This window comes from Cupriavidus sp. HY129 (assembly GCF_059492215.1).
On sequence record NZ_CP083255.1, the window covers coordinates 2,675,072 to 2,693,904 of the forward strand.

Annotated in this window: 16 protein-coding genes; 4 read left to right on the plus strand and 12 right to left on the minus strand. The window is 63.5% G+C overall.

Annotated features, from left to right (window positions below; all coding sequences use genetic code 11):
• The first annotated feature begins 184 nt into the window (after positions 1-184).
• Complete coding sequence (locus K6G35_RS28340) at positions 185-1,954, plus strand: hypothetical protein (RefSeq protein WP_008644280.1); 1,770 nt, start codon at positions 185-187, stop codon at positions 1,952-1,954.
• 101 nt (positions 1,955-2,055) lie between these two features.
• Here the strand turns inward: K6G35_RS28340 and K6G35_RS28345 are convergent, their stop codons facing one another.
• Genes K6G35_RS28345 through K6G35_RS28355 form a run of 3 tightly spaced genes read right to left on the minus strand, consistent with a single transcriptional unit; the run spans position 2,056 to position 7,069 of the window.
• Entirely contained in the window at positions 2,056-2,565 is a 510-nt protein-coding gene (locus tag K6G35_RS28345) for an acetone carboxylase subunit gamma (protein ID WP_008644281.1), read from the minus strand.
• Positions 2,566-2,588: 23 nt separating this feature from the next.
• Positions 2,589-4,913, minus strand: coding sequence for a hydantoinase B/oxoprolinase family protein (locus K6G35_RS28350; RefSeq protein ID WP_495676732.1), 2,325 nt, complete (start codon positions 4,911-4,913; stop codon positions 2,589-2,591).
• Positions 4,914-4,924: 11 nt separating this feature from the next.
• Entirely contained in the window at positions 4,925-7,069 is a 2,145-nt protein-coding gene (locus K6G35_RS28355; protein ID WP_495676733.1) for a hydantoinase/oxoprolinase family protein, read from the minus strand.
• Positions 7,070-7,394: 325 nt separating this feature from the next.
• On the opposite strand from K6G35_RS28355, the gene K6G35_RS28360 reads away from it, so the two are divergent.
• Positions 7,395-9,380 (plus strand): sigma-54-dependent Fis family transcriptional regulator, encoded by a 1,986-nt coding sequence (locus tag K6G35_RS28360; protein ID WP_008644289.1) that lies wholly within the window; start codon positions 7,395-7,397, stop codon positions 9,378-9,380.
• Between the two features lie 50 nt (positions 9,381-9,430).
• Here the strand turns inward: K6G35_RS28360 and K6G35_RS28365 are convergent, their stop codons facing one another.
• The 4 genes from K6G35_RS28365 to K6G35_RS28380 form a co-directional block, all read right to left on the minus strand.
• Complete coding sequence (locus K6G35_RS28365) at positions 9,431-10,540, minus strand: alkene reductase (RefSeq protein WP_186425678.1); 1,110 nt, start codon at positions 10,538-10,540, stop codon at positions 9,431-9,433.
• 7 nt (positions 10,541-10,547) lie between these two features.
• Positions 10,548-11,183 (minus strand): TetR/AcrR family transcriptional regulator, encoded by a 636-nt coding sequence (locus tag K6G35_RS28370; protein ID WP_008644292.1) that lies wholly within the window; start codon positions 11,181-11,183, stop codon positions 10,548-10,550.
• 99 nt (positions 11,184-11,282) lie between these two features.
• Complete coding sequence (locus tag K6G35_RS28375) at positions 11,283-12,269, minus strand: Bug family tripartite tricarboxylate transporter substrate binding protein (protein WP_008644294.1); 987 nt, start codon at positions 12,267-12,269, stop codon at positions 11,283-11,285.
• A 47-nt stretch (positions 12,270-12,316) separates the two neighbouring features.
• The gene (locus K6G35_RS28380) at positions 12,317-13,075 is read right to left on the minus strand and encodes an enoyl-CoA hydratase/isomerase family protein (protein WP_186425680.1); all 759 of its coding nucleotides are present in this window, start codon (positions 13,073-13,075) and stop codon (positions 12,317-12,319) included.
• 173 nt (positions 13,076-13,248) lie between these two features.
• On the opposite strand from K6G35_RS28380, the gene K6G35_RS28385 reads away from it, so the two are divergent.
• Positions 13,249-13,932: a GntR family transcriptional regulator gene (locus tag K6G35_RS28385; RefSeq protein WP_024570673.1), complete on the plus strand. Its 684-nt coding sequence runs from the start codon at positions 13,249-13,251 to the stop codon at positions 13,930-13,932.
• Between the two features lie 14 nt (positions 13,933-13,946).
• Here the strand turns inward: K6G35_RS28385 and K6G35_RS28390 are convergent, their stop codons facing one another.
• Together K6G35_RS28390 and K6G35_RS28395 are read right to left on the minus strand one after the other, a co-directional pair.
• On the minus strand, positions 13,947-15,182 hold the full coding sequence (locus tag K6G35_RS28390; RefSeq protein ID WP_495676734.1) for a CaiB/BaiF CoA transferase family protein: 1,236 nt from the start codon (positions 15,180-15,182) through the stop codon (positions 13,947-13,949).
• Between the two features lie 86 nt (positions 15,183-15,268).
• Positions 15,269-15,979 (minus strand): YoaK family protein, encoded by a 711-nt coding sequence (locus tag K6G35_RS28395; protein ID WP_186425682.1) that lies wholly within the window; start codon positions 15,977-15,979, stop codon positions 15,269-15,271.
• 122 nt (positions 15,980-16,101) lie between these two features.
• On the opposite strand from K6G35_RS28395, the gene K6G35_RS28400 reads away from it, so the two are divergent.
• Complete coding sequence (locus tag K6G35_RS28400) at positions 16,102-17,199, plus strand: porin (RefSeq protein WP_495677145.1); 1,098 nt, start codon at positions 16,102-16,104, stop codon at positions 17,197-17,199.
• Positions 17,200-17,307: 108 nt separating this feature from the next.
• Here the strand turns inward: K6G35_RS28400 and wrbA are convergent, their stop codons facing one another.
• The 3 genes from wrbA to K6G35_RS28415 form a co-directional block, all read right to left on the minus strand.
• Positions 17,308-17,907, minus strand: coding sequence for an NAD(P)H:quinone oxidoreductase (gene wrbA / locus K6G35_RS28405; RefSeq protein WP_008644303.1), 600 nt, complete (start codon positions 17,905-17,907; stop codon positions 17,308-17,310).
• A gap of 87 nt (positions 17,908-17,994) precedes the next feature.
• Positions 17,995-18,360, minus strand: a complete 366-nt coding sequence (locus tag K6G35_RS28410) for a nuclear transport factor 2 family protein (RefSeq protein ID WP_008644304.1) — start codon at positions 18,358-18,360, stop codon at positions 17,995-17,997.
• Between the two features lie 50 nt (positions 18,361-18,410).
• A complete protein-coding gene (locus K6G35_RS28415; protein WP_008644305.1) occupies positions 18,411-18,833 on the minus strand; it encodes a DoxX family protein in 423 nt (140 codons plus the stop codon).

The window sequence follows — 18,833 nt, forward strand, 5'->3', positions numbered from 1 at the left end:
CTGGCGATATCGGCATTTTTTGCCCATTTTTTAGTTCCAGTGCTCCTGTCGCACACCTGATCGCCGGGATTCCGGGCGAATTGTGGGTTCACCCGCGAAGGAGGGGTAGAAAAGCCGCCACGTCTTGCCGTCAGTGTCCGCGGACCATTCCGGTCGTATTTCCCCTCGCAGGAGACTTTCAGCAGTGAACAACATTCCACGCAAACCCACCGTCATTGCCGCCTTGTGCGCGACCATGCTGGCCGCATGCGGTGGCAGCGGTGACAGCAACAGCCCGAGCACCAGCACGCCTCCGACGACCACGCCCCCGGCCGTCACCACGCCGTCGATCACCGGCAAAGCCATCGACGGCTATCTGGTCGGCGCGACCGTCTGCCTGGACCTGAATGCGAACAACGTTTGCGATAGCGGCGAGCCGTCGGCCACGACCGACGCCAATGGCAATTTCACGCTGCCGTACACCGGCGACACCAGCGGCAAACGCCTGCTGGTGCAGGTCACGCCTGCCACGAAGGACCTGTCCCGCCCGGCGGGCTTTACATTCCCGGCCAGCTACACGATGTCCGCCGTGCTCGAAGGCGGCACCACCGGCCAGCACGTGTCCCCGCTGACGACGCTGGTGACCGCGCAGATGGAAGCCGGCATGAGTCGCGACGAAGCGGTGCGCGCGGTGCAGGCACTGCTGGGCAGCAACGTCGATCCGACGGCCGACTTCGTGGCCAATGGCGACGCTGCCACCACCGCGAAGGCCATCGCCATCATCGACACGATCACCTCGCTGGCCAAGGACGGCAAGGCCGATGCCACGATCGTGCGCAACGTGCTGAACGCGATGGTCACCAAGGGCGACGTGGCTGTGACGCAGGCCGATGTCGATACCCAGGCCGCCAAGCCGCTGTACACGCTGGCCGATGCCTCCAAGGTATTGGCGGCGCCGGTGTACAGCTACATCGATTCGCTGATGACGAACCTGGGCTCCCCCACGCAAGCCGTCATCCAGATTCAGAACAATGCGCTGCGCAAGGACTACCAGGCACGCCAGACCGCCGGCGGCGCCTGGGAGGCGGCCGCCAGCGACTTCGTATCGCTGGGCGATCCGACGTCCGAGTTCGACATGAAGGCCGACGGCACCTGGACCAGGCTCCTCCAGCCCTCCGATCTGAAGGCACCGCTACCGCTGACCACCATCGGCCACCGGCTCGCCGGTACCGATCCGGTAACCGGCATTACGTTCCAGTACGAATCGCGCGACGTGGACATGAGCAACCTGCCGGCCTTTGACGCGGTAACAGGCGGCCGGTTCGGTCCCGACACCTCGCTGGCCCCGGCATTGCAGAATGCAAAGCTGCCGGCGGGCACCCAAGGCTACCTGGGCATCCAGTCATACGACACGGACCGTGTGGTGCTGCCAATTGACCTTGGCGGCTGCCCGGTCCCCTACCAGAGCAACAGCCAGTGCCCGATCGCCCCGGGACTGCCAACGGCCTACCCGTCGGCGGTCATCAACGACACGGCGCTGCCCAGCCCGCTCACGTCGATCCGTCAGCTCGTGGGCCGCACGATGATCGAGCCGGTGATGAGCCAGGTGAAGGTCCAGATCAACGCGGATGGCACGGCGCAGTTCTCGCTGCTGAACTCGGTGTTCGGTTCGCAGGTCAGCCCGGGCCAACCGCTCGGCATGACCGCTTACACCACGGTCACCGGCAAGTGGTCCATCTATGCGCGCAACGAAAACGTGATGGTTTTCGACATGTCGCGCGATGCCGCTGCCACCGTGGCAAGGCTGGGCTGGAACGCCTGGCCGGTGGGACAAGGCGCCAAGCTGGTATTCGCGCTACGCGATGGCCAGCTGCATAGCGGCGTGCTGTTCCCGGCGGGCTACACGGAACGTGCCTATCAGTTCCGTAATGGCCTGCCCAGCGTCCTGACTACTGCGGTCAATCAACCGCGCTGATGCATTAGGGCAGTGACGCACTGAGGGGCGCCGGACGGCGCGGAGCGGGCGGGCTGCGCCACCCGCTGCTTCGCACCGTCCGGCAAACCTGTCCTACCCGATCAGTCTGGTGCCCGCTCGGGCACCGGCAGGTGCACCCACTCCTTGTAGAACGCGTCGATATCCGGCTCGAAGTCGTGGATCACCGGATACCACGGGGTGGGCGCCTCCACGTCATGCATCGCGCCGCACGACGGACAGTAGTACTCGCGATACACCTGCCAACTCGTATCAGGCGCCATCAGCGTCGGATAGACCTCGGCCATGGCCTCCTCGGTATCACGCACATAGATGGAGGCATGGAGCTTCCAGTTCTCGCGGTAGTCGCAGAACTCGTGGCCGCAGTCGCACTTGACCACCCACTTCTTGCTGGCGGCCGATTGCACGATATACATGTGCGGGCTGAGCGGCAGCACGATGCGGTCCGGAAAACTCACCTTCGCCTGCAAGGCCGCCAGGTACTGCTCGAAGCGGCTTTCGTCCTTGGGCATCGACAGCATGCGGAACGTGGTTTCCCAGTCGAGCTTCCCCTCGACGAGGTGGTCGACTTGTTCGTTGGTATAAACAGACATGGTTCGACTCCTGAGTGCGGTGGTTACTCTTCGACCTGGACGACGGTGGTGACGTCCGGCATCAGCGACAGATCCATACGGTGCTTGGCGCCATAGGCCGGCACACCCAGTTCCTCCTCTTTCACGTGCCATGCCTCGGGCAGGTTCCAAAAGTCCTTGAAGCTCTGCGTGAACTTCTCCGACAACGCAAAGCTCGTGGCAAACATGTGCTGCACCTGGACCGATGCGTGCTTGTTGAGAATGCGCTCGCGCTCCTCCTTCATCCACTCGCGCGTCGGCACCGCGCGCGCCAGGCGCTCCTTGCGGATCTCCGCGCGACGCTTTCTGGTCTTGGCGGCATCCACCGCGAACACACCCCTGGCGTCCTGAGCGAACACAGCGCCATAGACCTTCTGCGCATACTCAGGCAGCAAGAACTTCTGGTTGAGGTCCGCCTCGATTGCCTTCGAGTCCCGATCGAGTGGATCGCCGAAGCCCGGGCCGCCGCGCAGGTAGTTCAGGTAGAGATCGTGGTTGGCATAGCAGTCCTCGGTCGTGATGCACTGCTTGTCGCGCTTGACCTCGGCGGTGGCGTCGATATGGCGCTCGTAGTCCGGATTGGCCGGGTCGATGTCGCCGCCAAGCGGCAATGAGTCGCCGCTGGCAATGCGCTGTTCCAGCCCGGTGCGGTGCGCTTCGAAGCGATACCCGGTGGCCGACGGATAGCCACCCATCATGCCCCAGTCGCTGTTCATGAAGCCGTTGCCCATGAAGAACATCGTCCAGTCCTGGGCGTTCCAGACCATGCGCAGGGTCTCGAAGCCGCAGCCGCCGCGATACTTGCCGTAGCCGCCGGAGTTGGCCTTGACGTTCCGGCCCAGGTAGAGCAATGGCTCGGCCATCTCCCAGATCTCGATGTCGCCCATGTCGCCTTCCGGGTTCCAGATGGCAGCGGCGTGGTTGAGACCGTCCTTGACTGCGCACGCGCCTGTGCCGCAGGAGCTGGCCTCGAAGCTGTTGACCGCGTGAATCTCGCCATCCTGGTTGATGCCGCCACCCTGCAGCCAGTTGGAAGTATTGGCGTTGCCCGCGTTCACTTCCTCCAGATAGCCACGGCTGAAGTACGACTGAGAGAGACCACGCCACAGCGCCGCCCAGCCGGACACCAGAAAATGCCAGGCATACGCATGGCCGGTGCGCCGGTCATCGGGATTGCACCATGTGCCCTTGGGCAGCCGGAACTCGGTGGCGAAGTAGGCGCCGTCGTTGATACGCTGGGTCGGCACCAGGGTCTGACACATCATCACCCAGATGCCCGAGGTGAAGGCCACCTGGTGGGCATTGAACGTGTGCCAACCCCAGCGGCTCGCGCCTTCGAAATCCAGGCGCCACTTGCCGTCCGGGCGGATCGTCATTTCCACCGGCGAATGCATGATGGAGTCGAGCTTGGCAAAGGCGTTGGAGACCTGCACGTCCGGATGCTTGTACGGCACGTCGACGAACGACACCTTGCGGTACTTGCCTGGCAGCGTCATGGCCTTGATGCGGCTCAGGAGCCCGCGGCGGCCTTCCTCGATGACTTCGTAGCCGAACTTCTCGTAGGCCTCGATGCCGTCGGCGCGGATCACCTCCTCCACCAGATCGCGAATCATGTGGCAGCCGGCGATGCGGGTCCGTTCGTCGAGAATCCAGTATTTCGGCGTGCGTACCGAGCGCTGCGACTCATGCAGCCAGTCGCGGAACGGCACATCGTTCGCGCCCGTCTTGCGGCACGTGATCATGTAGCCGTCGCCGAAGCGTTGCGTCTGGCCCGTGGACATGGAGCCTGGCGTTACGGAGCCCGTGTCGATGACATGCGTCACGCCGCCCACCCAGCCGATCAGCTTGCCTTCCCAGAAGATCGGCACGATCGTAGCGATGTCGCATGGGTGCACGTTGCCGATGGAGCAGTCGTTGTTCGTGAACATGTCGCCGGGATGGATGCCGGGGTTGGCCTCCCAGTTGTTCTCGATCATGTACTTGATCGCCGCACCCATCGTGCCCACGTGGATGATGATGCCGGTGGAGGTCAGCACACAGTCCCCGACCGCGTTATACAGCGTGAAGCAGAGCTCGCCCTCCTGCTCGACGATCGGGCTGGCGGCAATCTTCTTGGCGGTTTCACGTGCATGGACCAGTCCACCCCGCAGCTTGGAAAACAGCTTCTCGTATCCGATCGGGTCGCTGTCCCGGAAGTCCAGACTGGTAAGGCCGTTGTAGTGGCCAGATTCTTCGGTACGGGCGAGGATGGCGTCGCGGGCTTCCTTGAGGGTCTGGCCGTTCTTCAACAGATCGGCGAACCCGACTTCCTTGTTGCTCATCATGTTCATGATGTGTCTCCTTATTTGACTTCCTTGAGATGGAACAGGCGGTGCTTGTCGATCGTGGTTTCGAAGCCGCCAGGCACCACGAACGTGGTGGCGTCGGATTCGATGATGGCGGGACCCACGATGTGGTTGCCGGCCTTGAGCGACTCCATCTTCCAGAGCGCGGCATCCATCCATTTCTTGTGGCGGTAGAAGGGCCTAACCCCCAGGTAGGCCTCCCCGGGTGGCGTTGGACCGGCGTCCGGGTCCTCTGGCAGCACGGGCTTCTGCGTGACCACCATGCCGCGCAGGATGGCTCCCGTGATCGAAAAGCCCAGTTCCGGCGAGCGGGCCGAACTGGCGTAGACGCGCCCGTAGGTATTCTCGAACGCGTCGACGATGCGGTCCCAGTCCTCGGCGGACGACGCGGTGGCTACCGGCGAGACGATCTCGAGATCATTGAGCTGCCCCATGTACTGCATCTTGTAGCCCGGGATCAACACGACGTCCCTGGCATCAAAGCCGTTGGTCCGGAACTCCTCGATCACCTTGACGGCCAGTTCCGACCACGCTTCCTGCAGGATCCGGCACGCGGTCTCCTTGCTGGCGTCCGGCGCGAATTGCCCGACACCGAGATCCACCGATTTGTCATAGCGATACTCGAAGTCCGCGCAGGCGCAGCCGAAGGCCGAGAAGCCAGCCGCCCAGGCCGGCACCACCACGTCCTTGAAGCCGACGCCGCCGGTGTATCCGTAGGTATGCACGGGGCCCGCGCCGCCGTAAGAAAAGCATGTGAACTCGGCAGGGTTGTAGCCCTTGGCGCTGATGTTGGCGCGCAGATACTCGGACAGCGTGAGGTCCAGCAATTCGATGACCCCTGCTGCCGCGTCCTCGACCGACAGCCCGAGCGGATCTGCGATCTGTACCTTGATGTGCTGGCGGGCGCGTTCCACATCGAGCTTGATCGCACCGCCAAGAAAGTTCTCCGGGTTCAGATAGCCCAGCACGACGTGGCAATCGGAAACGGTGACCGTATCCAGCCCGCTCTCCGGCCAGCAGGTACCCACGCGGTAGCCGGCGCTATCGGGCCCGAGCTTGATCGACTTGCTGTATGGGTCCAGCCGCACGAAGCTGCCAGCGCCCGCGCCCACCGAGTCCATCGCCACCAGCGGCAGCGAGAGCACCAGGCGGGCCATGTCGGGGTCGGACTTGATCGCGAAGTTGCCCTTGGTGATCAACGCTACGTCGAAGCTGGTGCCGCCGATGTCCGAACAAGCGATGTTCTCATCGCCCAGCGCCTCGCCCAGGAGCTTTGATCCGATCACGCCACCAATCGGCCCCGACACGATCGTCCGCGCCAGTTCCTTCGCCTTCCAGCTGATCGTGCCGCCATGGGTGGCCATCACACGCAGATCGAACTTGGCACCGTGTTTCTTGAAGCGGTCGCTGACCTTCTTCAGCGTCTGCCGCGAGGGCTCCGCGCCGTAGGCCTCGAGGATTGTGGTGTTCATCCGGTGGCTTTCCTTGCGCGACGGGTAATAGTCCACCGACGCAAACACCGGGACATCGACCTTCAGCTTCGTCAGTTCATCCTGCACGATGTCGCGCGCACGTTGTTCGCTGGACTCGTTCTTGTGGGATTGCAGCAGGCAGATGACGATCGCCTGCGACTTGGCCTCCACCAGTTCGCGCGTGGCCTGCCGGACTTCTTCCTCTCGCAGCGGAATGACGACCCTGCCCTGCACATCCGTGCGCTCGGTCACGCCACGCGTGCGCGAGACAGGCACCAGCGGTTCGTCGTAGCGATGCGTGTTCAGGTGAATGCGGTCCTCCAATGCGTAGCCCAGATAGCTCTGCAGCGCACGCCCCATCGAATGGATCTGCTCGAAACCGCGATTGCAGATAAGGCCGACGTCCAGGCCCTTGCGCATAAGAATGCGGTTGAGCATCGCCGTGCCGGAATACACGCAGGTCAGCAGTTCCGGGTAGACGTCATCCACGGTGCGCTCCCAGTGCGCCAGCGCATCCTCCGACGAGTTGTAGATGGCCAGCGATTCGTCGCCTGGGTTGCTCTGCGCCTTGCCGACCACGAACCGGCCGTCCGAGCGCACGAAGAATGTATCGGTCATCGTGCCGCCTGCATCGATGCCCATCACCTGTACGGTGGAGTGGGGTTGCATGTTGTCTCCTGTCATTGGTGTCATCGTCGTGGGAGGTCCCACACACCCTTCATGGCAAGGGACATGCCAGGCGGCATTGGCACCTGCAGGAGCCGATCACATGTGATTGAAATCAATGCCTTGCCGTCACCGACTGGCCAGTTCGGGCATGGGGCAATCAACGCCCAACGTTGTGCAATTTCCGGACGTCTACGCGAAAGTGTCCGGATTCCGGACACTTTCGCGCCCCTGCTGCACAGCACAAACCCTTGATTGCAAAGAGAATTGTTGACTTGCGAAAAGCGTGGGGCTACGGTTGCCGGAATCAACTGAGAGTGATCGCTCCATGCCGTTCACCCACTACGGCACTCTGGTCCCCCGCATCAGCGACGAACCTGTCGTGGCCTCGGCCTGGGAACGCTTCCTGCGGGACCATCCCCATCATCCACATGAGGGGGATGGCGTACGCAGAGTTGTCCTCGCTTCCTGGCAGCGGTGTCGTTCCGAGGCTGTCGACCCGACCCTGCATTCGGCGCCGGGCGCCGCCGACGATCGCCTTCGCCAACTGCGCACCCAAAACCGTGACCTCTGCGACGCAGCGGGTCCGGCGCTCGAAGGCCTGCGCGACATCTTGCGCGAATGCGGCACGCTGATCATGCTCAGCGACACCGACGGCACCATCCTTCAGCTCAATGGCTCGACCCGCGTGCGCAGCGTCGGCGAGGAAGTCAACCTTGCCATGGGCGGATGCTGGAGTGAGGAAGTGATCGGCACCAATGCCATCGGCACCGCGATCGCCACCGTCGCGCCGGTGCAGATCCATGCCAGCGAGCATTTCTGCTGGGACGTCAAACGCTGGACCTGCGCCGCCGCGCCGATACTCGATCCGTTCGGACGTCACCTGCTTGGCGTCGTTGATGTATCGGGCGTGAAGGAGTCATTCCACGGGCACACCCTCGGTCTGGTGGTGGCGGCGGCCCGGCAGATCGAGAGCGAGCTGGCTCGGCGCGACGTGGCGATGCACGAGCGGCTGCTGGCCCGCTCCATCGACGATTTCGTGCGCTATGCCAGCGACTTCGTGGTCCTTGCCGATTTCCGCGGCCGTGTCGTTCGTATCAACGGCCACTCGCAGGCCGCCGGGGATGCCCATGGTGTACGTTTCGCGCTGGAGACCGGCAGCGCGATACCAGGGCTCGACCTCACACAGACGGAGGTCGATCAAATACGTCAGCGCCCGGGCTGGCTGCGGCCCGAATGGCTTCACACGGTCAAGGATCGCGAAGGACTGCTCGGCACGATGCTCGTGATTCCACTCGCGGCACGCCCGGGCCGGACCAGCATTTCACTCCCCGCCGCCCCGACTGCGGTGACAACGGATGACCCGTTCACCGAGATCATCGGCGAGAGCGAAATTCTCGCCGCCACCAAGGCACGCGCCCGCCGTATCGCGTCGCTCGATCTGCCCGTGCTGCTGGTCGGTGAGACCGGCGCGGGCAAGGAGCTGTTCGCACGCGCATTGCATCGGTCTGGCAAGCGGCCCGACGGTCCATTCGTTGCCGTGAATTGCGGCGCTCTGACGCGCGAATTGCTGGCCAGCGAGCTATTTGGCTACGCGGAAGGCGCCTTCACGGGGGCGCGTCGCGGCGGCCATCCCGGAAAATTCGAACAGGCCGCAGGCGGCACGCTGTTCCTCGACGAGATCGGCGAGATGCCGCTCGACATGCAGCCGCATCTATTGCGTGTGCTGCAGGATGGCGTGGTGGTTCGTCTGGGGGATACGAGGGAGCGGCAGGTATCGGTGCGACTTGTCGCCGCGACCAACCGCGATCTGCAGAAGGAAATTGCCGCCGGGCGCTTTCGCGAGGATCTGTACCACCGTCTCTGCGCGGTCAGTCTGCAGCTTCCGGCCTTGCGCGACCGGCCTGGCGATATCGAGTCCATCGTCAATCACCTCAACCACAAGCTCGCGCGCAAGTACGGGTGCCCGCCGAAGCGGATCGAACCGTCGGTCTATCAGACACTGGTGCGCTATCGCTGGCCCGGGAATATTCGTGAACTACAGAACGTGTTCGAGGTCATGTTCGCGCTCGGCGAGAACAATGGCATCGATGTGTCGATGTTGTCCTCCCTCGTCGAATCCGGGCCGGCCGGAGACGCGACGGCTCTGGCCCCGATACCGATATCGGCAGCGTCTGGCCGCCTCGACGATCTGGAGCGGCAGGCGATACTCGCCGCCATCAACGATGCGCGCGGCAACCTTTCAAGGGCCGCCAGAACGCTGGGGATTTCAAGAAGCACGCTCTACGTCAAGCTTGCCGCGATCCGGACCTAAGGACATAGCCCCGGATGCAAACCTGCCCGTAGAGCGCGCAATGCCGAAGATCAGGCCAATGCCGGATAGTCGACGTAGCCGTGCGGGCCAGTACCACCGTAGAGCGACGCGTCCTCGAACGGACTGTTCAGCGGCTGGTTCTCACGGAAGCGACGCGGCAGGTCGGGGTTGGTGATCATCTTGCGGCCGAACGAGACCATGTCGGCACGGCCACTGCGGATCGCTTCTTCGGCCATTTCCTTGCTGTAGCCGTTATTGAGCATCCACACGCCCGAGTACAGGCGGTGCAGCGCCTCGTAGTCGAACGGCACGTTGTCGCGCGGGCCACCCGTGTAGCCTTCGACCACGTGGATGTACACCGGATGGAGCTTCTCCAGCTCACGCACGACGTATTCGAACAGCGGCTGCGGATTGCTTTCCACCGCATCGTTGACCGGCGACACCGGCGCCAGTCGGACACCCACGCGATCGGCACCGATTTCGGCAGTCACCGCCGCCATGACTTCAAGCAGGAAGCGGGCGCGGTTCTCGATACTGCCGCCGTAGGCGTCGGTACGCTTGTTCGTGCCATCGCGCAGGAAGGCATCGAGCAGATAGCCGTGCGCGCCATGCACTTCGACGCCATCGAAGCCAGCCTTGATCGCGTTGGCCGCGGCGACGCGGAAGTCATTCACGATCTCCGGAATTTCCGAAGCTTCCAACGCGCGCGGCAGCGAGCATTCGACGTAGCCCTGGCCATTGATATACGTCTTGGCATTGGCCGCAATGGCCGAAGGCGCCACCGGTGCCTGATTGTCGGGCTGGAAATGCGAGTGCGACATGCGACCCGTGTGCCAGATTTGCAGGAAGATCTTGCCGCCTTGCGCGTGCACGGCGTCGGTCACCGTCTTCCAGGCCGCAATCTGCTCGGGCGTGTAGACGCCGGGGGTATTCGTGTAGCCCTGGGCCGTCTCCGAAATCTGCGTGGCTTCGGCGATGATCAGGCCGACGCTGGCGCGCTGGCGGTAGTACTCGACCACCATCTCGGTCGGCACCAGATCGTCATCGGCGCGGCTGCGCGTGAGCGGTGCCATGGCCATGCGGTTGGCGAGTTCGATACGGCCCAGCTTGATCGGCTGAAACAGGGCTTCGGTGAGGAATGCTTCGGTCTGTGCACCCATGAATGACTTACTCCAAGGTTGGACTGTGGTGGATGCCGGCCGCGGCGGCCGGCTGGAACAGGTGGTCGAACATCAGGTCGACGCTGCGGCGCAGCGGGGCCACCGAGCGTTCGATCTTCATACGCAGCAAGGCGCCCTCCCACGTATCCCAGACGAGCCCCGAAAGCTCGGCTGACGCGATATCGGCGCGGATCTCACCATGCGCCTGGGCAAGGCTGATCATGCCGGCCAGCCGTTCGCGCCAGGCGAACTGGGCGTCCTGCAGCACGGCCCGACAGGTATCGCTCGTCAGGGCGATCTCGGCAGCAAAGTTGCCGATCAGGCAACCCGCCTGCGTGGGACAGCATTCGTGATAGGTAATCATCCGCGTGAAGACATAGCGGATCGCCGCCATCGGCTCGGGCGGGGCGTCCTCCATCATGGCTTCCCATGAGCGGTGCAGATAATCGGCGTACTCCGCGATGATCGCTGCCGCGAACGCTTCCTTGCTTTCGAAGTGGTTGTAGAACGAGCCCTTCGGCACGCCAGCGTGATCGGTGATCTGCTGGATGCCGGTGGCGTTGTAGCCGTGGTGGGAGAACAGTTCGCGACCCGCCTTGGTCAGGCGGTTCGGAATGTCGGTCTTGTCTGATGTACGAGCCATGGCGGAAATAATATGACCAGTCGTCTTAAAAAGTCAAACGCCTGAATCGTCACTATTTCCGCCATTGGCCATGGGCCTGGCGGCCCTGCTCCGCCCAGCCTAGTCCAGATGTGCGCCAGACTGCTCAATCAATTGTTTGGACTTGGCCCCCTCCGCCAACGCCCATTTGCGGAATTCGTCCGGCGACGCAGAAGGCAGCGCCTCATTGCCTTGCGCCGCGAGCTTGCGCACCACCTCGGGATCGCTCAATGCCTTCTGGCTTGCGGTGAAGAGCTTGCGCACGACATCGGGCGGCAGATTGGCTGGGCCAAACAACCCGAACCAGAACGTGAAATCGTAGCCCTTGACGCCACCCTCCGACACCGTCGGCAGGTTCGGGAGCAACGGCGACCGCTTCTCCGACGTCACGGCCAGCGCCTTGAGCTTGCCGGTCTCCACCATCGGCAGCACCGACGGCGGCGTGGCGAAGATCATCTGCGCATCACCAGCAATCACGGCCGTCACCGCCGGCGCGCCACCCTTGAACGGCACGTGCTCCATCCGCGTGCCGCCGAGCTTGTTGAAGTAGACGCCAGCCATATGCGGCGCCCCGCCACTGCCGGACGACGCATAGAAGTACTTGCCGGGATTCTGCTTCGCCTTGGCGATCAGTTCCTGCACCGACTTCACACCGATATCGTTATTCACCGCCAGGACCATCGGCGCGATGGTCCAGCGCGAGATCGGCGTGAAGTCCTTCTGCCCGTCGTAGCGGATCGTCTTGTAGAGGATCTTGTCCGCGCCGAAGAGGTTCGCGCTACCCATGAAGACCGTATAGCCATCGGGCTCGGCGCGGGCTGCCGCTTCCGCCGCGATGGTCGTGCCGGCGCCGGGCTTGTTGTCGATGATGATGCTCTGCCCCAGGTCCCGGGACATTCTCTCCGCGACGATGCGCGCCACGGCATCCGCGCCGCCGCCCGGCGGGAAACCGACGATCAGCCGGATCGGTTTGGTTGGATACGCGGCAGGGCCCTGCGCCCACGCCAGCGTCATCGGCACCAGCAACGCGGCGGCGATGCATACCCTCGATGCCTTCGCTATCTTCATGCTTCTGTCTCCATTTCGGTTCTACTAATGAAAGCCGGCTCCCTGGACTAGTTGCCCTGGAACCTTGGTTTGCGCTTTTCCTTCCAGGCCAGCGCACCCTCCTTGATGTCAGCCGATTGCGCGGCGCGTGCAACGTCGACAGCCAGTTCCTCGACATCGAGCACGCCCCGGGCAATCCGGTTGAGATGTTTTTTCATGCCAAGCACCGCGAGCGGCGCCATGCTGGCGACCGTTTCGCTCAGCGCATCGACATTCGCGTCGAGGTCGGCGGCGTCGACCAGCGATGTCAGGAAACCGCAGCGCAGCAGCTCGTCCGACTGGAGCCGGGCCGCGGTCAGGAAGAGCCGCTTGGCGGTGTCCAGGCCGAGCCTGGTCACGTATCGCTCCATGCCACGCTTGTAGAAATGCAGGCCGAGACGCGCGGCGGGCATGAACATGTCCGTTGTCGGTACGCCAACGCGGAAGTCGCACGCGAGCGCGAGATCGGTGCCGCCGCCATAGACGCCACCGTTTAGCGCGGCGATGGTGACAGGCCGGCAGTCCTCGACCGCGTTGACGAGTTCTTCAAAGCCCGACCCACGCTGCCCCGCCGCGAGCTTGCCGATATCGAAGCCGCTGCAGAAGTACTTCCCGGTGCCACGAATCCGCAGAACGAGCGCTTCGCTGGCGTTCACCGTTTCGATATGGCGATGAATCTCGTCGAGATCATCGGGCCCAAGGCGATTGGCGACGTCGGGGCGCTGGAATGTGATGGTGGCAACTCGCCCTTCGATGGCGAGCGAGGGCAGTCCGGATGTGTCGGTCATGGGAGGTTTGGGGATGAAGGTGTGTAAAGGCGCTCACGCAGCAAATCTGTGCATGCGCAAGCTAACGTTATGTGTACATAAACGACGAAAAAGATCGAACTCCGGGCCGGAAGGCGGCCGGAAAGCGCCGGCAGCAGCGTAGAATCGCCACATCTACAGCGATGAACACAGGCATGTCGGAAGAAAAGAAGAGCCGCACCGAGACCATCAGGTCCGAGATAGAGCAGGAAATCCTGTCCGGGCACCTGCCGAGCGGCACCCAGATCGATGAACAGCAACTGATCGACCGTTTCGGCGTGTCCCGCACGCCCGCGCGCGAGGCGCTGATCCAGCTCGCCTCGGCGGGACTCGTCACCCTGGTGCCGCGCCAGGGCGCGATCGTGTCGTCGATTACATTGCGCGACTACGTCGCGCTGAGCGAGATCCTGGTCCAGCTGGAATCGCTTGCCGCCCGACTCGCCTCGCGCCGCATGACACCGGCGGAGCGGGACGCGCTGGAGACCGCGTACGAAGCGTGCGCGGCCGCGCAGGGAGATGCCGAGGCCTACCGCGCCGCCAACGACGAATTCCATGGCGTGCTCTACGAAGGCAGTCGCAACGACATCCTGGCCAAGCAGATCCGCACCATGCGCGCGCGGATGCGTGGCATGCGGGACTACCGCTTCGAGCACCCCGCGCGCGTTCGCGCATCGCTGGCCGAGCACAAGGCCGTGCTCGACGCGATCAAGGTTGGCGACGAGGATGCCGCCGCCGAAGCGATGGTCCGGCACATCTCCGCGGGCGGCAATGTCTATGCCGACATGATCGCGGCGATGCCCGACGATGGCGCGGCGGTCGGCCGCGGACGTCGCCCGTAAACACATCACGCGCATCACGCCGCGACCGGATGAGCGCAGTCGTGGACCACGGCGTTGCGTAGCAGGTCCTCGATCTCTCCCGTGGCAAATCCAAATTCCTGCAACACCGAACTGGAATGCTCGCCCAGCGCGGGGGCCGGGCCGGTCAAGCTGGCGTTGCCCCCGTCGAACAGGACGGGTAGCCCCAGCGCGCGCGTCATGCCGCCGCCTGGCTTGCGGGCTTCCATGACCATCCCGACTGCCTTCGCCTGCGGATGCTCCAGTGCCTGCCCCACGTTCTGAACCGGGCCGACAGGCACCCCCACGGCATCGAATCGCTCCACCCACGTCGCCACGGGCGCGCCCCTCAGGACATCGGTGATCAACACTTCAAGTTCGGCACGGCGCGCGAGTCTTTCCGCCGCGCTGTCGAAACGCGGATCGGCCTTCCACTCCGGATGCCCCAGCACGTCGGCGATGCGCTCCCAGTTGGTCTGATTGGCGCCCCCGAGCGCGATACCGCCATCAGCGCATTGATACACCTGGTAAGGCGCGATGAGCGGATGCGCCGTGCCGACCGGCTTCGCAATCGCCCCGGTCGAGAAGTAGGCCGCCGCGTACCAGTAAAGCTGCTGCATCGACGCCTGAAGCAGCGAGGTCTCGACGCGCGAGCCCTCGCCCGTGCGTAGCCGGTTGATGTACGCGGCCAGGATACCGAATGCGGCCAGGATGCCAGCATTGACATCGGCGATCGACATGCCCGGCTTGACCGGGTCGCGGCCGGGCTCTCCCGTCACGCTGATGAGCCCCGAGAACGCCTGCAGAATCAGGTCGAAACCGCCCTTGCTGGCCAGCGGCCCCGTCCGTCCGTATCCGGTAATAGAGCAGTAGATCAGGGCCGGATTCACCTCGCGCAGCACGTCGTAGCCAAGGCCCAGTTTCTCCATCACTCCCAGACGGAAGTTCTCGGTCAGCACATCGGCCTGGGCAACCATCCGCTTGAGCACGGCCTTGCCCTCTTCCTTGCGCAGGTCAAGTCCGAGCGACCGCTTGCCGCGATTGACAATCAGGAAGGAAGGCGGCAATCCGCTGTCGCCCGGCCGACGGTACTTCCGCGCGTCATCCCCGGCAGGAAATCGCTCGATCTTGACCACGTCGGCCCCGAGATCGCCCAGCATCAGCCCACAGGTGGGGCCCGCCAGAATCTGTGACAACTCAAGCACTTTTACGCCAGCCAGCGGGCGAAACTCATTGGCTTCCATTTTTTGCATACTTTGACTCTGTTAATGTATGCGGATGGTACACCAAAATATTTCAAATCAAAAAGACGAAATTTCGGCGGCTGGTGAACCTCGGTTCAGGCCAACGCCACCCGGCCGGGCCAACGCTGGCGACACACCGCCGCCAGCAGCAGCACCGGCAGAAAGACGCACCAGAAACTGACCGCCTGATAGGCAAGCGCGCCGAGCACCGCGCCGGCGGCAAACCCCACCACGGCTGGCAGCATCTTGCGCAGCCGCGTGACGATCGCCCCGGTCTGTTCCGGGCTGGCGGAAGTCAGATCGACGAGATCGATCACGACCTGGGTGGTGTTGCCAGTCATGATGGTGGTCGGCCCCAGGTCGGCCAGCGCGGTACGGGACAACGCGTTCTGGATGCCCATGGCCACCACGGCCAGCATTCCCGCAAGCGTGGACGGCAACGCATTGGCAGTCAGGCCAGCGCCAGCCTTCGCCCAAAGCCCGGTGCCGATGAACAGCAGCAGGAACAGGCATTCGATGGCGAGCAGCAGCGCAACCACGGGACGCTGGCGTCGCGCGAAATTCGCCTCGAGCACACGTGTGGCGGCCACCGCGATGACAAAGGCCGGCAGTGCCAGCAGCTTGGTCGCCAGGCCGTCCGAGTTCCCGGTCAACTCCACGCCGATCATGATGAAGTTGCCGGTCACGTGGGCCGTGAACAGCCCGAACAGGGCGACAAAGCCAACCACGTCGACAAAGCCTGCGACAAACGACAGCACACAGCCGTGCATGCTGGCCGGAATAGGTTTCTGGTTCTCGAGCGCCATGATTCCCTTGTAGTGGTCCCTCTATCGATCAGCGTCGATTCCCGTCCGTGCGACGCTTCACTACTATAGGAATCAAACCAACGGGGGAGCGCGAGATGACAAGAGTTGGCGTGTGGCACTGGATGCGCCCCCTGGCGGCGTTGGCGACGTTATCGGCCTCGGCCACCTGCCTGGTCGGCACGGCCAACGCCCAGTCATCCGTTGTGATTTACGGGCGACTCAATACGGCCGTCGAATACGCGTCAGCCTCCACCGCGACCGACGGCACCCACCTGGGTGGCACTGCGCGGCTGACCAACAACCGGTCCGTCTTCGGTATTCGCGGCGAGGAAGCGCTCGGCTATGGGCTCAAGGCCATCTGGCAGGTCGAGAGCACGCTGTCGATCGACACCGGCGCGGGGCAGATCGCTGCACGCGACACGCGGCTCGGCATGGCCAGCCCGTACGGCACCGTATTCATGGGCAACTGGGATACGGCCTATACCACTTCGACCAAGACCCTCGACCCCTACTACCCGACCACCGCCGGCTATATGTCGATCATGGGCAATGGCGCGGCCGCCACCACGGACAACGTCCAGAACACCAACTCGTTCGACCGGCGCCAGCAGAACTCCCTGCATTACCAGTCGCCGCAATGGCACGGGTTAAGCGGCGCGATGACCTGGGGCCTGCCGGAAGAAAAGATCAGCGTGCCGCGTAATCCGGCGCTGTACTCGTTCGCGGGTGCGTACGAACGCGGCCCGCTCAGTGTGTCGATGGCCTACGAGATCCATCAGCACTATCAGACCGCCGGCCGTAACGACGATGGCATGAAGGTCGGCGTCTCCTACCAGTTCCCCACGACGACGATCGCCCTGGTGTACGAGCGATTGCACTATCGCACTGCCACCGGCGACCTGACGCGCAACAGCTATTACACCTCACTGGTCCAGAAGCTCGGACCCGGCAGCGTGAAGATCGGCTTCACGTTCGCCAGCAACGGCGCGGGCAATGCGACCGAGACGATTGGGTCATTCCATGCCGGCCCCGAGACCGGCGCCACGCAGATCACTGTTGGCTACGACTATCCGCTTTCCAAGCGCACGTCGATCTATACCTACTACAGCCGGATCAATAACAAGCGGAACGCCCTCTATGACTTCGCCATCAACGGTCTGGGCGTGAAGGCCGGCGCCGACCCGCAGACCTTTGCACTGGCCATGCGGCATAACTTCTAGCACCCGAGCGCGCCGTTCCGCCATGGGCGAAAGGAAGCGACGCCCAGGCAAGACGCCACTCCCTGCCCGACTGCCACCGGCAGGCCGCTCAGCTAGCGATACACAACTTCAGCCGAACAGCTTGTTCGCGGTCTTCGCGATCAGTTCGCCCTGGTGGCGCGCACCCGCGAGTTCGATGGCGCTCGGCTGACGCTGCCCTTGTCCACCAGCGATGGTCGTCGCGCCATACGGCGACCCGCCGACGATTTCATCCAGCGTCATCTGCCCTTGATGGCTGTACGGCAAGCCGACGATAGTCATGCCGAAGTGCAGCAGGTTGGCAATGATCGAGAACAGCGTGGCTTCCTGCCCGCCGTGCTGAGTGGCAGTAGACGTGAAAGCGCCACCGACCTTGCCGTTCAGCACGCCGCGCATCCACAGGCCACCGGCCTGATCGAGAAACGCGGCCATCTGCGAGGAAATGCGCCCGAAGCGCGTTGGCGTGCCGACCACGATGGCGTCGTAGTTAGCCAGATCCTCCACCGTGGCTACCGGCGCTTTCTGGTCGACCTTGAAGTGGGAAGCCTCGGCTACCGCCGCCGGCACCGTTTCCGGTACCCGCTTGACATCGACGGTAGCGCCGGTGGCGCGAGCGCCTTCAGCGACTGCCTCCGCCAGGGCTTCCACGTGCCCGTAGGTGGAGTAATACAGCACCAGGACCTTGGACATTTGCAGACTCCTTCATGAGGTTTCTATGGTTCCGGCAACGCCGGAGGGATTCGGCAGCGCCAGCCTTTGGGGCGGGCGCGCCACGACTCAAGGCAATTCGTCGAAGAAGAGATAAACGGCGACAATGCGGCCGTCCCTGGCAACGATGAAGTCGGTACCCGCATACGCAGGCGCTTCGCCAGGACGCCCCGATACCCATCGAATGCGCCCCCCGTCCCCCGCCACCTCGGGCTCGGCAATCGGCTGATACCGGAAGTCCGGATGCGACGCCTTGATAACACCTGCAATCCTGTCGATCGCGTCGCGGCCACGATGGACACCGCTGTTCGGATCGTAGAACACGCTGTCGTCAGTAAAGATATCGTCGATGGCGCGGCGCCTGCGCGCCGGATCGATTTCGCCGAAGACCTCTTCAAGATTGCGCCGCAACAGCGTTGGAATACTGTTCTGCATTGGTTGCCTCCTGCAGGCAATAGGTCATGCTTGCCAAGCAAGCGCCGATATCAGTTCGCCCGCAACGCCGTCTTGCGCGGCGCCGGCCCCGCAAGACGCGCGTCCAGGCTCCATGCGCCCGCGCCAAAGCTGGCGATCTGCAAAAGGCCGCCCGCGATCATCAGATTCTTCAGGAAGTGAATCATCTGATTCTGATCGGCGAAGTTGTGATGGAAGAAAACGGCTGTCGCCACACAGAATGCCGCCATCACTAGCGACGCCGCGCGCACCCGATAACCCGACAACAGCATCACGCCGCCGCCCACCTCGACCGCCACCGCGATCAGGTATGCCAGCGGCGCCGCCGGCAGGCCGACTGCGGAAATATAGCCAACGGTTCCGCCATATGCGGCCAGTTTGCCGAGACCGCTCATGAGAAATGGCGCACCGAGCAGGATGCGGCCGAGTAGCGGGAAGTACTTGTTGTGTTCCAT